This window comes from Sphingobium sp. LMC3-1-1.1, assembly GCF_040676285.1.
GTDB lineage: Bacteria > Pseudomonadota > Alphaproteobacteria > Sphingomonadales > Sphingomonadaceae > Sphingobium.
In genome coordinates, this window is record NZ_JBEGHQ010000056.1 from 112769 (window position 1) to 127362 (window position 14594).

General features: G+C 66.8%; 12 protein-coding genes and 1 tRNA gene. 3 read left to right on the forward strand and 10 right to left on the reverse strand.

Annotated features, from left to right (window positions below):
* Window positions 1–79 precede the first annotated feature (79 nt).
* The 4 genes from MRBLMC3_RS19315 to MRBLMC3_RS19330 all read right to left on the reverse strand — a co-directional run bounded on the left by MRBLMC3_RS19315 (window position 80) and on the right by MRBLMC3_RS19330 (window position 2857).
* Window positions 80–298, reverse strand: a complete 219-nt coding sequence (locus MRBLMC3_RS19315) for a helix-turn-helix transcriptional regulator (protein ID WP_363831467.1) — start codon at window positions 296–298, stop codon at window positions 80–82.
* A 107-nt stretch (window positions 299–405) separates the two neighbouring features.
* Window positions 406–1329: a hypothetical protein gene (locus MRBLMC3_RS19320; protein WP_363831469.1), complete on the reverse strand. Its 924-nt coding sequence runs from the start codon at window positions 1327–1329 to the stop codon at window positions 406–408.
* 131 nt (window positions 1330–1460) lie between these two features.
* Complete coding sequence (locus tag MRBLMC3_RS19325) at window positions 1461–2627, reverse strand: tyrosine-type recombinase/integrase (protein WP_363831472.1); 1167 nt, start codon at window positions 2625–2627, stop codon at window positions 1461–1463.
* A gap of 139 nt (window positions 2628–2766) precedes the next feature.
* Window positions 2767–2857: transfer RNA gene (locus MRBLMC3_RS19330), tRNA-Ser, on the reverse strand.
* 52 nt (window positions 2858–2909) lie between these two features.
* Here MRBLMC3_RS19330 and MRBLMC3_RS19335 point away from each other — a divergent pair.
* The 3 genes from MRBLMC3_RS19335 (at window position 2910) to MRBLMC3_RS19345 (ending at window position 6202) form a co-directional block, all read left to right on the forward strand.
* Window positions 2910–3839, forward strand: a complete 930-nt coding sequence (locus MRBLMC3_RS19335) for a peptidylprolyl isomerase (protein WP_363831475.1) — start codon at window positions 2910–2912, stop codon at window positions 3837–3839.
* A 93-nt stretch (window positions 3840–3932) separates the two neighbouring features.
* Window positions 3933–5048 (forward strand): alanine dehydrogenase, encoded by a 1116-nt coding sequence (gene ald, locus MRBLMC3_RS19340; RefSeq protein WP_363752925.1) that lies wholly within the window; start codon window positions 3933–3935, stop codon window positions 5046–5048.
* 323 nt (window positions 5049–5371) lie between these two features.
* The gene (locus MRBLMC3_RS19345) at window positions 5372–6202 is read left to right on the forward strand and encodes a sulfite exporter TauE/SafE family protein (protein WP_133653880.1); all 831 of its coding nucleotides are present in this window, start codon (window positions 5372–5374) and stop codon (window positions 6200–6202) included.
* A gap of 51 nt (window positions 6203–6253) precedes the next feature.
* Here the strand turns inward: MRBLMC3_RS19345 and MRBLMC3_RS19350 are convergent, their stop codons facing one another.
* The 6 genes from MRBLMC3_RS19350 to ung all read right to left on the reverse strand — a co-directional run bounded on the left by MRBLMC3_RS19350 (window position 6254) and on the right by ung (window position 14521).
* Window positions 6254–7150, reverse strand: coding sequence for a transglutaminase family protein (locus MRBLMC3_RS19350; RefSeq protein ID WP_133653879.1), 897 nt, complete (start codon window positions 7148–7150; stop codon window positions 6254–6256).
* A complete protein-coding gene (locus tag MRBLMC3_RS19355; RefSeq protein WP_363831478.1) occupies window positions 7147–9624 on the reverse strand; it encodes a circularly permuted type 2 ATP-grasp protein in 2478 nt (825 codons plus the stop codon). The genes MRBLMC3_RS19350 and MRBLMC3_RS19355 overlap by 4 nt, the downstream gene beginning before the upstream one ends.
* Window positions 9621–12950, reverse strand: coding sequence for a DUF2126 domain-containing protein (locus tag MRBLMC3_RS19360; RefSeq protein WP_363831481.1), 3330 nt, complete (start codon window positions 12948–12950; stop codon window positions 9621–9623). The genes MRBLMC3_RS19355 and MRBLMC3_RS19360 overlap by 4 nt, the downstream gene beginning before the upstream one ends.
* A gap of 108 nt (window positions 12951–13058) precedes the next feature.
* Window positions 13059–13490 (reverse strand): DUF488 family protein, encoded by a 432-nt coding sequence (locus MRBLMC3_RS19365; RefSeq protein WP_363740014.1) that lies wholly within the window; start codon window positions 13488–13490, stop codon window positions 13059–13061.
* Window positions 13491–13565: 75 nt separating this feature from the next.
* Window positions 13566–13832, reverse strand: coding sequence for a hypothetical protein (locus tag MRBLMC3_RS19370; RefSeq protein ID WP_363831484.1), 267 nt, complete (start codon window positions 13830–13832; stop codon window positions 13566–13568).
* Window positions 13829–14521, reverse strand: coding sequence for a uracil-DNA glycosylase (gene ung, locus MRBLMC3_RS19375; protein ID WP_363831487.1), 693 nt, complete (start codon window positions 14519–14521; stop codon window positions 13829–13831). Before ung ends, MRBLMC3_RS19370 begins: the two co-directional genes overlap by 4 nt.
* Window positions 14522–14594 lie beyond the last annotated feature (73 nt).

Consider the following 14594-nt stretch of genomic DNA (forward strand, 5'->3'; position numbering starts at 1 on the left):
GGGCGTGCGGTGCTGTGAGGGACGTAGGCGCGGAGCGGCCGGCCAACTCAAAAGGCTGGGGCCGTGGAGCGCCTGCAGATCAGGCGTAAGTTTGAATGGGTAGAGCCTGAAGCCAATTGTCGATTTCGCCGGATCGCCAACGCACCCTACCGCCACCTATCACAACTGGCGGAGGGCAACGGTTCTGGCGAACGAGGCGATAGATGCTCGACCGGCTCTTGTAGCCGGTCAGCCGCATCACATCGTCAATGGTGAGCAACAGCATCGGGGGATCATTTGGTGGCATCGGGAACCTCATGTGCAATGGCGATGCAACCGGGCTAACCCGCACTGAAAAGGCACAAAACCGCGCTATCCGAAACTATCCTGATCTGTCCGCAGCGCTGACGGAACACGGTCATCAGATCAGGTGAAATATCTTCTTATGTCCTCGCCACGATGCTGGCCGTGCAGCAATTTCATAATGGACGCTCGCGACGTGCCGCGAATCAGCAAACTCCTTTTTTTAAGTTCGGACTGGATGCTTCGGATCGCGACTTCCTGCGCACCCGATTGTCCGCCCTTGCGCAACTCGCGCCGCGCCACGGTGAGGATCGCGCGATAGGCGTCCACCTGATGGGGCGGCAGTGTATCAAGGAACTTGTCCAGCCCGGCGGCGAAGTGCTGGGGCGCTCCACCCACCAGCCACGCCATTTCGGGATCGGAATTGCGGAGCGGTGTTTCGGCGGTGCCATGCGCCGCGATAGCATCGGCAGACTGGGCAAGGTCCGGCTGCGTAGGACGGGCAAAGATTTCCTCTTTCTGCTTCGTGCCGTGCGAGCATCGCACCAACTGCCGATGCCGTGGGTCATGCGAGAACAGCAAGATCGCCCAGCGGCTTGCGAACAGGCTTGGCAGGACGGTGTTGCCGGACGCGGTGCGCGCATCGCGGAGCCCGCTGGCGAAGCTGTCGATTAACTGTTGGAGCGGTTCGGGGATGGCAACGCCCGATAGTCCGCCAACCCGTTGGCCAATCCTTCCATTCTGGATCGCGGACCATGCCCACCAGAGAAGCGCGAACATGGCGATCGACGAGACGACCGCAGCGGCCGCCACATGGCGTTCCACTGGCGCGGGAGGTTCCCGATAGGCGTAGGACAGCCAAGCTATGCCCCCTACGAGAAACACCGCAACTAACAGGGCATACGCGGAGGCGAACAGGGTTTCGCGCTTGGAGACGGACAGCGCCGCACTTTTTATGAGGGCATCAAGCGCCCTGTTGCCTTCCGCCACATCATGCGGGGACAGCGCAAGCGCCCCTTCACGGTGGATGGATGGCCAAGTGTTCATCAGAACAGCAACTTAGCCGGTGGACGAAAGTTTTGAAGCATAGAGAATATCGCTCGCGCCTTGCCCATCAGCGGACAACGCGGTCGCTCGATGTAGAACACTACCTCTGATCGGCTGTGGAAGCATATTGCTTACGCGGCTTCCTTGGCCTCCGGCCGCGTCGCACAGTGGGTTGCCCAAGCGTCCATGAGCGACCGCCGCTTTTCCAGCAGCTTCCCGCGCCGATAGGCGGCTTCGACCTTGTTCTCGATCGTATGCGCCAGCGCCATTTCGGCCACCGCGCCGTCGAAATCTGTTTCCTCTGCAACCCAATCGCGAAAGCTGGACCGGAAGCCATGCGGAACGGCTGGGATTTCCAAGTCGCGGCAAATCTTGGTCAGCGTCATGTCGGACAGGGGCTTGCCGTGGCGAACGCCCGGAAAGACAAGATCGCTCCGTGCTTCCCGGTAAGCCTCAGCCCGCTTGAAGGCCTTCACGGCGGCATCCGATAGCGGAACGATATGCTCGCGTCCTGCCTTCATCCGTTCCGCCGGAATCGTCCAAAGCTTCTTTTCCAGATCGAGTTCGCTCCATAGCGCCCCACGTATTTCGCCCGATCGCGCGGCGGTCAGCACCAGTGCCTCGAAAGCGAGGCGGCCAACCGATTCCCGTTCGCGCAGTATGGCGACGAAAGCGGGAATATCGGCATAGGGCAAGGCGCTATGGTGGACAGGCTTGGCCTTCACCTTGGGCAGCGACTTGTTCATGGCCGCAATCGGCAAAGGCGCGTCCCGGTAGCCCTTGGCGATGGCCCAATCGATCACCGCAACGATTCGCTGGCGCACGCGCCGCGCCGTTTCCGGTTTATCGAGCCAGATGGCCACCAGCGCATCACGGACATGTGGACCATCGACTTTGCTCACCGCCATGTCGCCGAAATGGGGAAAGGCATATGTGGTGAGGGTGGTCAGCCATTGGTCACGGTGTTTCGCGTTGCCCCAGTTCTTCTTGTTCTCGGCAAAGACGATGGCGGCGGCCTCGCGGAAGGTCGGGATTCCCGCCTCCTTGCGCCGCTCGATAATGGGATCGAGGCCGACCTCCATCTGACCGCGAACTTTGGCCGCCCGTTCGCGCGCCAAGGCAAGCGAAACCTTCTTGACGCTGCCAAGGCCAATGTCGCGCCGCTTGCCGTCTTTTTGCACCCGGCAGACCCATGAACGCGCCCCAGTGCGCCCGATCAGCAGATAAAGCCCGTCGCCATCGCCATAGCGTCCCGGCTGCTTCGCTGCCTTGACTGCCGTTGCGGATAACCGACCCATGAACTTCTCCCACACTTTTTACCACGCGATATGTGGAATATCATGCAATTTGAGCATACGCAATCGAACATCGAAGCACCGAAAGCCGGCTGAAATCAGCCAGTTTTGATACAACCTGAAATGTGGTGAAATAGGGTGCTGGCGGAGCGGGAGGGATTCGAACCCTCGATACGCTTTTGACGTATACTCACTTTCCAGGCGAGCGCCTTCGACCACTCGGCCACCGCTCCGCATTGCACTGGAGGCGGCTCCCTATCGTGCGTCGGCGCGCTAGGCAAGGGGATGCTTTACTTTCCTGTCTCATGGGTGCCTGATTGCGCCATGCACATCCGATTTTCGCCCTTGCTGGCCACGCTTTGCCTGTCTTCGCCGGCACTTGCCGCCGATCCGCCAGCCACCCCCTCCGCCGTCGTGGCGCAGGCGCCCGCCAGCGCGTGGCGGAGCATCGCGCCCGATACGCTGCTGGTCATGACGGTCGAGGGCGGCAAGCGCGTCGTCATACAGCTCGCGCCCGACTTCGCGCCGGCCCATGTCGCCAATATCCGCGCACTTGCCCGCGCGGGCTGGTGGGATGGGGAAAGCGTCTACCGCGTGCAGGACAATTATGTCGCCCAATGGGGCGACGCGACAGAGAAGAAGGCCCTGCCGGCCGGCATCGCCGCGGATATCAAGGCCGATTATGTCCGCCCGCTCGCGACGCTCAAGTCCGCGCCGCTCCCCTTGCCCTATCCGGACGCTTATGCCCCCCGCACCGGCTTCATCGATGGCTGGCCGGTGGCGATGGATCAGACGTCGGCCTGGCTCCCCCATTGCTACGCCATGGTCGGCGTGGCGCGGAACCTGTCGCCGGACGCGGGGACCGGAGCCGAACTCTATGCCGTGATCGGCCAGGCCCCGCGCCAGCTCGACCGCAACATCGCGCTGGTCGGACGGGTGATCGAGGGGATCGCCCTGCTCGCCAGCCTGCCGCGCGGTTCGGGAGAGCTGGGCTTCTACGCCGCGGGCGAAAGGCGCCTGCCGATCCTGTCGATCCGCCTGGCCAGCGACCTGCCGGAGGCGCAGCGGCCGCATTATCAGGTGATGGACGTCACGTCGCAGAGCTTTGCCGATTATCTCCGCCTGCGCGCGAACCGGAAGGATGATTTCTACGATCGGCCCGCGGGCGGCGTCGATCTCTGCAACGCGCCCGTGCCGGTGCGGCCGGCGCCCTGAACGCGTCGTCGCGCCGAAACGGGTAAAATGCCGGAACGATGCCTATCTGGACTATAATATAGCCCCCCGTCGGCAATGATGGAGAAGATGGTCATGATCGTAGGCACCGTCAGAGAGATCAAGAATCACGAATATCGCGTCGGCCTCACGCCGGAGAGCGTGCATGAACTGACCGCGCATGGCCATCGCGTGCTGGTGGAAAGCGGCGCAGGGGAGGGGATCGGCGCCCATGACGCCCTCTACGCCCGCGCCGGGGCGGAGGTCGTCGATAATCCCGCCGCCATCTTCGCGGCGGCGGAGATGATCGTGAAGGTCAAGGAGCCGCAGCCGGAGGAGCGGGCCATGCTGCGCCCCGGCCAGATCCTCTACACCTATCTGCACCTCGCGCCCGATCCCGATCAGGCGCGTGCGCTGATGGCGTCGGGCGCGATCGGCATCGCCTATGAAACCGTGACGGATGCCCATGGCGGCCTGCCGCTGCTGAAGCCCATGAGCCAGGTGGCCGGGCGCATGGCGATCCAGGCCGGCGCGACCGCCCTGGAAAAGGCGCATGGCGGGCGGGGGGTGCTGCTGGGCGGCGTGCCCGGCGTCCTTCCCGCGAAGGTCGCGGTGATCGGCGGCGGCGTGGTCGGCTTCAACGCGGCGCAGATGGCGGCGGGGCTGGGCGCGGACGTCACCATCCTGGACCGCAGCCCGGAAGTGTTGGAGCGGCTGGGAATCCATTTCGAGGCGCGGGCAAAGACACGCTTCTCCAACCGGGCCAATCTGGCGGAATGCGTTGCGGAGGCCGACCTGGTGATCGGCGCGGTGCTGATCCCCGGCGCCGCCGCGCCAAAGCTGGTGTCGGCCGACATGCTGAAGAGCATGAAGAAGGGCGCCGTGCTGGTGGACGTGGCGATCGACCAGGGCGGCTGCTTCGAAACCAGCCACCCCACCACCCATGACGACCCCACCTATGTGGTCGAGGGTATCGTCCATTATTGCGTCGCCAACATGCCCGGCGCGGTGGCGCGGACCAGCACCTATGCGCTCAACAATGTCACCCTGCCCCATGCGCTGCGGATCGCGGACCTGGGGTGGAAGGACGCATTGCGCGCGGACCCGCATCTGCTTGACGGGCTGAACGTGTGGAACGGGCAGATCACCTATCGCGCGGTGGCCGATGCGCTGGACCTCCCCTACACTCCGGCGGAACAGGCTGTGGGATAGGGCGCTGGCGGCCTTTTGATCATTTAGCCATTGAACGCACCCATGCTCCCGCCGTCGCAGGAGCACCATGTGCCTCAGCGCGACCATCGGCGTCCGCTCTTCACCCTCATATTCATCACAATATTGCTCCCCCCTTTGCGGGTTCCCCACCTTCGTTCGTCTTGGAAGGGTGCGGGGCGGTTGATTGCCCCTGCCACCGACATTCCGCCGAAGAGAGGCATGGGTTCCATCATGGTCGATTGCACAGCTTCCACCGCCCCGATGCAGAAGGGCTTCTTCCCCGATAACGCCGCCAGCACGGCACCGGCTGGGGAGCGGCGCTGATGCAGGGTGACATGATGAGCTGGCTGGTGCCGTTGGTCGCGATGCTGGGCGCGGGCCTGTTCGCCGGTTTCGCGGCGGGAATCTTCGGCATTGGCGGCGGCTTCGTGGTGGTGCCGGCGCTGTTCGTGGTGTTGCCGCTGCTGGGTGGAACGCATAACGCCGTCGCCCATGTCGCCATCGGCACGTCGGCGGCGACGATCATCGTCACGTCGATCCGCTCGCTGCTCGCCCATGCCAAGCGCGGCGCCGTGGAGTTCGAGGTGCTCAAGAGCTGGGCGCCGTGGATCATCCTGGGCGACGGCGTCGGCGTGCTGCTGGCCGGCCATGTCGACGGACGCATATTGACCATGATCTTCGCGGTCGGCGTCTTCCTGATGTCGCTCAATTTCCTGCTGCCCAAGGTCGGCGGCAAGGTGATCAGCGACACCATGCCCTCCGGCATCGCCCGCGTCGGCATCGCCGGGGGCCTGGGCACCTTTTCCGCGCTGCTCGGCATTGGCGGCGGCACCATCGCCATCATGGTGATGACGCTTTGCGGCCGATCGATCCACCGCGCCATCGCCACCGCGTCGGGCATCGGCACGCTGATCGCCATCCCCAGCGCCATCGGCTTCGCGCTGATCGGCCTCAGGGAAGGCGGCCTCCCCTGGGGTTCGCTGGGCTATGTCAATGTTCCCGCGACGCTGGCCATCGCCTCCATGTCGGTGCTGACGGCGCCGCTGGGCGTGGCCGTCGCGCACGCCATGCCCGCCGCCCCGCTCAAGAAGATCTTCGGCGTCTATCTGGTGATCATCGCCTTCGTCATGTTCCGCAACGCGATCCGCATGTGATCGGCTGCGCCGTCCTGCCCGTGGTCCCCCCATCGATCACGGGCAGGATTGTCATCCCATGCCCCGGTCGTCCTCCGGCATGACATCGACCATCACCTGCACATTCTGCCCGGCACCGCCGACGAACAGCCCGTCCATCGGCGCGACATCCGCATAGTCCCGCCCCATGGCTACGAACAGATGCCCCTCGCCCGCGATCACGCCATTGGTGGGGTCAAGGCCGATCCACCCCCGCTGCGGCCCGCACCACAGCATCGCCCAGGCATGCATGGCGTCCGCGCCGACCAGTCGCGCCATGCCCGGCGGCGGATCGGTGCGCAGATAGCCGCTGACATAGGCGGCGGGCAGCCCGAACCAGCGCAGCGCGGCGACCATCACATGGGCAAAATCCTGGCACACGCCGTGCCGCGCCGCAAAGGCGGCCTCGACCGGCGTGCCCGCGTCGGTCGCCCCGCTGACATAGGCGAATTCGCCCCTGATCCGCTGCGCCAGCTCCAGCCCGGCCGCCACCGCCGGCCGGTCGGAAACGAGCAGATCGCCCGCCCATTCCCCGATCTTTCGCACCAGCGGAACGCGCGGCGAGGCATGGAGATAATGGGCCGGTCCCGCCGGCCCCATGTCCCGCGATGCCAGCGCCGCTTCCGCCACCGCGCCGACGCTCGGGTCGCCCTGCTGCGGTCCGGCCGGCGGCCCGCCCTGCACCCCGGCGCGGAAGCTGCTGTCGATGCTGATCCGATGGAGCGGGCTGTCGATCTCCAGCCGCGCGACATTCACCGGCCATGCCCCCGGCCGCGATTCGATGGAGGAGGGCGCGGGATCGACCGCCAGATGATAGTCGGACGTCCACTGACCCGGCCACGGCGCGGGTCGCAGCCGCAGGTTCAGGCGCGCAAGCTGCACTGGCGCATCATAATGCACGATGGTCTGGTGCCGGATGCGATAGATCATGACAGCAGGCTGACGCCCTCGCTCCTTTCCTTGCGCCGCTGCAGGAAATAGCGCTGGCCGATCGCGTCCGACAGGTCCAGCAACCGGCTCTCTGCATCCGCCAGGTCGGCCATGCCCAATATGTCGCCCGTCAATGGCGCCAGCCGCGCCGCCAGCATCGCGGCCAGCCGCTGCGGCGCCTCCGGCATGCCGTCGCCATGCAATGTGGGCAGCGCCGTGACATGCTCGGCCAGCCTTTGCGCCTGATAGACGATGGAACGCGGATTATGCGGCTCCAGCGCCACCAGATCGCGCACCGGCGCCAGCGCAGGCCCGGCGAGATAACGGTTGCGATAGCTGATCTGGCTGTCGTTGAGGTCCAGCAGCACGGTCAGGTCATCCGCCGACGCGCCGTCGCCCGCCAGCAGCATGGCCAGGCGGCAGCCGTTGATCGCCCGCTCCATCCGCCGCCCCATGTCATGGAACCGCCAGCCCTCGCTCCGTCCCATATTCTCCGCCGCCAATCCCGACAGCGCGGAGATCCGCTCGATCATCCGGGACGATGCCTTCAGCAGGGTTTCCGTCACCCCCCCGTCGAAATCGGGCAGGGGCAGCCGCACCAGCCGCCAATAATCCACCGCCAGTCGATCGCGCAGCCCTTCGCCGATGCCCGCCACCGCCGTCAGCAATGCCCGCACGCTGCCCGGCTGCGCGCCGTCGCCCAGGGCCTGCGCGCAGAGCGGCCCCACCGCCCCGCCGGCCCATGGGATCGCGCCCCACAGCGCAAGCTGCCCCAGCAGCCGGTCCATGGTGGGTGATCCGACCGCGGGGCCCAGATCGGCCTCGATCGATCCGCCGACGATCGCCCGGATGACCCGCGCCGTCATCTCCATGCGCTCGATATAGCGGCCCAGCCAATAGAGATTGTCCGCCGCCTTGGCGGGCAGCATGCCGCCCACCCGCCGGATCGCCGGAGCCGCCGCGGCCGTCGCCAGCCGATCCTCCGGCACCGGCCGCGCATCGACCACGGCCATGTCCGCGGACAGATCGCCTTCGCCCATCAGCGCGGCGCGGATGTCGCCATGCGCCGCCAGTCGCGCAAAGGCGCCCGGCATGATCCGCCATTGCCCCAGCTCGTCCCGCGCCACGAACACGCGCAGGGTGAAGGGCAGGGGAGTCAGCTTGCCCTCGACGATGGCGGGGGTGGTCGACAGCCGCACCACTTCCTGCCCGACATAGTCCATCGGCCGCCGCGCCATCGCCGCCAGCAGCGCCGCCCGCTGTCCCGCGCCCATCCCCGATCCGGGCAGGAACCGGGTTCCGTCCAGTTCCGCCACCTCCCGGCCAAAGGCGGACCCCACCACCAGCTCGTCCAGCGCCTGCGCGACATGCGCCCGCTCGGCCGCCTGTCCGCACCACCATGTCGCGATATTGGGCAGGATGAGGTCCGCGCCCAGCACTTCCCGCGCCAGTCCCGGCAGGAATGCCGCCATCGCCCGCGATTCGATCACGCCCACGCCCGGCCAGTTCGCCAACATCAGCCCGCCCTTGACGCAGGCGTCGAACAGGTCGGGCACGCCGATGCGCGATTCCGCGTCGAAGGCGAGCGGGTCGAGGAAGCGGCTGTCCATCCACCGCCACAGCCCGTCGACCCGCTTCAGCCCCTGGATGGTCCGCACGAACAATTGCCCGTCCGACACGATCAGGTCGTCGCCCTCGACCAGCAACAGCCCCAGATAGCGCGCCAGATGCGCCTGTTCGGCATAGCTCTGGTTGAACCGCCCCGGCGACAGCAGCCCGATGCGCGGATCGCTCCGTTCGCAATCCGCCGCCAGCCCCCGCCGCAGGTCGCTGAGGAACGGCGCCAGCCGCCGCACATTGAGCGCGCCCAGCAGGTCTCCGGTCGCCCGCGACAGCGCCAGCCGGTTCTCCAGCGCATAGCCGACGCCCACCGGCGTCCGCACCCGGTCGGCCAGCACGCGCCATTCGCCGTCCGGCCCGCGCGCCAGATCGGCGGCGTAGAAATGGATGAAATGCCCATGGGGCGGTGGCGCACCGGTCATCACCCGCCAATGATGCGGGCTGCCGGTGATCACGCTCGCGGGCAGCTTGCCGTCGCGCACCAGCGACTGCGTGCTGTAGATGTCGCTGATCACCCGCTCCAGCAACTGGGCCCGCTGGACCAGCCCCTGCTCGATCTGCGTCCATTCCCGCGCCCCGATCAGCAACGGAATGGGACTGAGCGGCCAGGGCCGTTCCTGCTGGTCCCCGGTCAGGCGGAAGGCCAGGCCCAGGTCGACCGCCTGCCGCTCGACATTGCCGGCCAGCACCGCCGGATCGCTCTGCGCCTGCGCCGACAGCCGCTCCAGCATCGCCCGCCAGTGCCCCGCCATCTCCGCGCCCGCTCCGGCGAACAGGTCGCCCTCCGGCGCCCGCGCCAGATAGGCATCGGCCCAACCGGCTGCTTCCATGACAGGGGCGTCCGTTACGCTCATGGATGCCGGAAACGCAGGTCCAGCGTCATCGGAAATTCGCTTGGGGCTTCGCCGGGCGGCATGTCGACCGGCCCCGGCGTATGGCCATGGTCCTGGAACCGCGCCTTGCGCCGCGCTTCCGCTTCATAGGCGTTGACCGGCAGCGTGTCGTAATTGCGCCCGCCCGGATGCGCGACATGATAGACGCACCCGCCCAGCGACCGCCCACTCCAGCTATCCAGCACGTCGAAGGTCAACGGCGCGTTGACCGGCAGGGCGGGATGCAGGCAGGCGGCGGGCGCCCACGCCTTGTACCGCACGCCGCCCACCGCCTCGCCCGGCACGGCCGTCGGCGTCATCGGCACGCGCCGCCCGTTGCAGGCGACGACATGCCGTCCGGCGACCAGGCCGGTCGCGCGCACCTGCAACCGCTCGGTCGAACTGTCGACATAGCGCACCGTACCCCCGATCGCCCCCGTCTCGCCCAGCACGTTCCACGGTTCCAGCGCGTGGGCAATCTCCAGCCCAACGCCGCCCGCATCGACCGCGCCATGGATGGGGAAACGGAACTGCCGCTGCGCCTCGAACCAGTTGGGATCGAACGCGTACCCCGCCCCGCGCAGGTCGCCCAGCACCTCCAGGAAATCCGCCCAGACGAAATGCGGCAGCATGAAGCGGTCGTGCAAGGCCGTCCCCCAGCGCACGAGGCCGCCCTGCTGCGGCTGCCGCCAGAACCACGCCGTCAGCGCCCGCAGCAGCAATTGCTGCGCCAGGCTCATCTTCGGCTCCGGCGGCATTTCAAAGCCCCTGAACTCCAGCAACCCCAGCCGCCCGGTCGGCCCGTCGGGCGAGAACATCTTGTCGATGCAGATCTCCGTGCGATGGGTATTGCCCGTCACATCGACCAGCAGGTTGCGGAACAGCCGGTCCACCAGCCAGGGCGGCGGCGCGTCGCCCTCACCCGGCGCAGGAACCTGCGCCAGCGCGATCTCCAGCTCGTACAGCCCGTCATGCCGCGCCTCGTCGATGCGCGGCGCCTGGCTGGTCGGCCCGATGCACAATCCCGAAAACAGATAGGAGAGGGCAGGGTGCCGCTGCCAATAAAGCACGAAACTCTTCAGCAGGTCGGGCCGTCGGATGAAGGGCGAGTCGTTCAGGCTCGGCCCGCCCAGCACGATATGATTGCCGCCCCCGGTCCCCACCGACCGCCCGTCGACCATGAACTTGTCGGCGGTCAACGCATATGTCCGCGCCAGCGCATAGAGCCGCTCGGTGATCTCCACCGTCTCGTCCCATGTCGACGAAGGCTGGATGTTCACCTCGATCACGCCGGGGTCGGGCGTCGCCTTCAACACCTGCAGCCGCGGATCGGGCGGCGGCGCATAGCCCTCGATCCGCACTGGAATCCGCGTCGCCTCCGCCGCGCCCTCCACCTGCGCGATCAGCTCCAGATAATCCTCCAGCGTCTCGACCGGCGGCAGGAAGATCGACAGGAAATGCCCCTTCGGTTCCACCGTCACGGCGGTGCGCACCGCCCCCTCGATATGGAACTGCTCGACCCGCTCCTGCGCGGCCGCGCCGCCCGGCGCGTCGGGCACCCGCTGCACCCGCTGGGCCAGCACCTCATCCACCGTCGCCCTGAAATCGGGCAGGGGCCCCCGCGGCTCGCTCGGATCGCGGGGATGGATATAGGGATAGGCCGCCTCCGGCACATGCGGCAAGGATCCCAGCGGCAGGCGATAGCCGAGCGCCGAATCCCCCGGCACCGCGAACAGGCGCCCCCGCCGCAATTGCCATATCTCGCTCTGCCAGCGCGGCGCCTGAGCCTGGCTCTGCCACCGCTGCACCGGCAGCACATAGCCCACCGGCTGGTCGAGTCCGCGCTCGAATGCCCGCACCATCCGCGCCCGCGCCTCCGGATCGGCGATCTTCGGATCGTCCGGCGACGTATTGACCGGCAGGTCGGCTTCCTTCACCGCCCACACCGCCGGATCCTCGAAGACCGGCTGCACATGCTCCGGCGAAAAGCCCATCGCGCCTGCCATCTGCGCGATGAAGGCCTCTGCATCCGCTGCCGTCACGGTTCGCGCACCCTCCGGCGCGACCTCATCCGCGATCAGCCCGGCATCGCGCCAGATCGGCACCCCGTCCTGCCGCCAGTACACCGCATAGGCCCAGCGCGGCAGGCTCTCGCCCGGATACCATTTGCCCTGCCCATGATGCAGCATCCCGCCCGGCGCGAACGCCTCCCGCAATCCCCGGATCAGCCGGTCGGCATAGCCCGCCTTGGTCGGTCCCACGGCATCGCCGTTCCACTCGCCCGCATCGCCACCATCTTCGGCGACGAAGGTCGGCTCGCCCCCAGTCGTCAGCCGCACGTCCTGCGCTTGCAAGTCGGCATCGACCTGCGCGCCCAGCGCCATCACCGCGTCCCAGCGCGCGTCGGTGAAGGGCTTGGTGATCCGCACCGCCTCGGCAATGCGGCTCACCCCCATGGAGAAATGGAAATCGACCTCCGCCGGCTCGGCCATGCCGGTGATCGGCGCGGCGGAGCGGTAATGCGGCGTCGCGCACAGCGGAATATGCCCTTCGCCCGCGAACATCCCCGACGTCGCATCCAGCGCCACCCAGCCCGCGCCCGGCACATAGGCCTCGGCCCAGGCATGCAGGTCGACCACGTCCTGCGAAACCCCCTTCGGCCCCTCCAGCGGCTCGACATCGGCCACCAGCTGGATCGAATAGCCCGACACGAAGCGCGCCGCAAAACCCAGACGTCGCAGCAGTTGCACCAGCAGCCAGGCCGAATCCCGGCACGATCCGGTGCCGATCTCCAGCGTTTCCTCGGGCGATTGCACCCCGGCCTCCATCCGGATCACATAGCCCACCTGGCTCTGGAGCCGCCGGTTCACCTCGACCAGAAAGTCGATGGTCCGTCCCTCATAGCCCCTGTGGCTCTCCACCAGCGCATCGAACAGCGGCCCCTGGTTCTCCAGGTCGAAATAGGCGGCCAGGTCGGTCTTCAACTGCTCGTCATAGGCGAAGGGATAGTCCTCCGCATAAGGCTCCACGAAGAAATCGAAGGGATTGATGATGTCGAGATCGGCCAGCAGGTCGACCTCGACCGAGAAATGATCGATCGGATCGGGAAAGACGATCCGCGCCAGCCAGTTGCCATGCGGGTCCTGCTGCCAGTTGAGGAAATGCCCGGAAGGCTCGATCTTCAACGCATAGTTGGGGATTTTCGTCCGGCTGTGGGGCGCGGGCCGCAAGCGGATCACCTGCGGCCCGAGCCGGATTGGCCGGCTGTAGCGGTAGGATGTCAGGTGGTGGAGTGCGGCCTTCAGCATGAAGGCGATGAAACGCCACCCCCTGTTGCAATGCAATATGGAATCGTTTCGACAGCGCAGATTCTGGGGCGGCTTTCGACCTCACCGGACAGGATCGGCCGGATCGCTCTAGGGAACAAGGTCGATCCGCTCGGCATCCGGCAACACCGCGTCCAGCAGGAGCGAGCGATGACAGGCTGCCGCATCCCGCTCGAAGCACAGCACGGCGACCGGCTGCTCGGCCGCCATCTCCGCCAGTTGCGCCGCCTGCACCATTGCTTCGGGCAGTTCCAATTGCCCGGCATAGATTTCCGCCAGCCGCTGATGCTGCCCCTTGCGCGCCGCTTCCCGCCCGGCGGCGGGCGTTCCCAGCGCCTTCAACCCGACATAATCGATCCCCGCCTCCCGCAGCCCGGCGGCAAGGATATTCTTCGAAAAACCCGGACGCCGCGACAGGGGAACCGCCCGCACGTCGGCCAGCATCGTGACCCCCGCCGCGCGCAGGGCCGCGATCACCTCGTCCTGCGTCGCGCCCTCATAGCCGATGGTGAAGATTCGCATGCCCCACAGGATACCGCGTTCCTGCGCAGGCAGGAACCCGGTCCCGCCGCCGGCCCAGCTTTCCCGACCTGCCGTTCAGCCGTCATCCTCCTCGGCCCGCTCCATCATCTCCATGAAGTCCCGCGCCGCATCCCGGTCCGCCGGGTCCTCGAACGCCTCGTCCAGATCGGGCGCAGCCCCCAGCAGGAACATCAGCGACCATAGGGCAAAGCGCCGCCGCTGGTCGGTCTCCAGCCCGAAATCGACGCACATATGCTCGATCCCCGCCGCCAGCGCATCGGGCGTCAGCGCCTCCACCTCGCGCACTCCGAAATAGCGGTGCAATTGATCATCGAAATTCATGCCACCGCCTCCGGCAAGCCCCAGTCGATCGCCCCGCGTCCCTTCTCCTCCAGAAAGGCGTTGGCCTGCGAAAAATGCCTGCACCCCAGAAAGCCGTTATGCGCGGAAAGGGGGGAGGGGTGCGCCGCCTTCAGCACCAGATGCCGGCTGCGGTCGACAAACTCCGCCTTGCGCTGCGCATAGGCGCCCCACAGCAGGAACACCACCGGCTCCGCCTGCTGGTTGACCAGCCGGATGATCGCGTCGGTGAACCGTTCCCAGCCGCGCTTCTGGTGCGAGGCCGCCTTGCCCATCTCCACCGTCAGCACGCTGTTCAGCAGCAGCACGCCCTGCCGCGCCCAATGTTCCAGAAAGCCGTGGCGCGGCGGCGACAGGCCCAGGTCGCTCTGCAATTCCTTGTAGATGTTGACCAGGGAGGGCGGCGTGCGCACCCCCGGCCTCACCGAAAAGCACAGACCATGCGCCTGCCCCTCGCCATGATAGGGGTCCTGCCCCAGCACCACCACCTTCACCTTGTCCAGCGGCGTCAGGTCCAGCGCCCGGAAATATTCGCTGCCCCTGGGAAAGACGCGCTTGCCCTGCGCCTTCTCCTCCTGAAGAAAGCGCTTCAGCTCCTGCATATAGGGGCTCGTGAATTCGTCGAGCAGCGGCGCGCGCCAGCTCTCGTCCAGCCTGATGGTGTCGTTCATGGCCCGGCGTGATGAACCGGCGGGCGAACCGCTGTCAACGCCTGGTACTTGCCCTTCTCCCGCGAATCGGGAA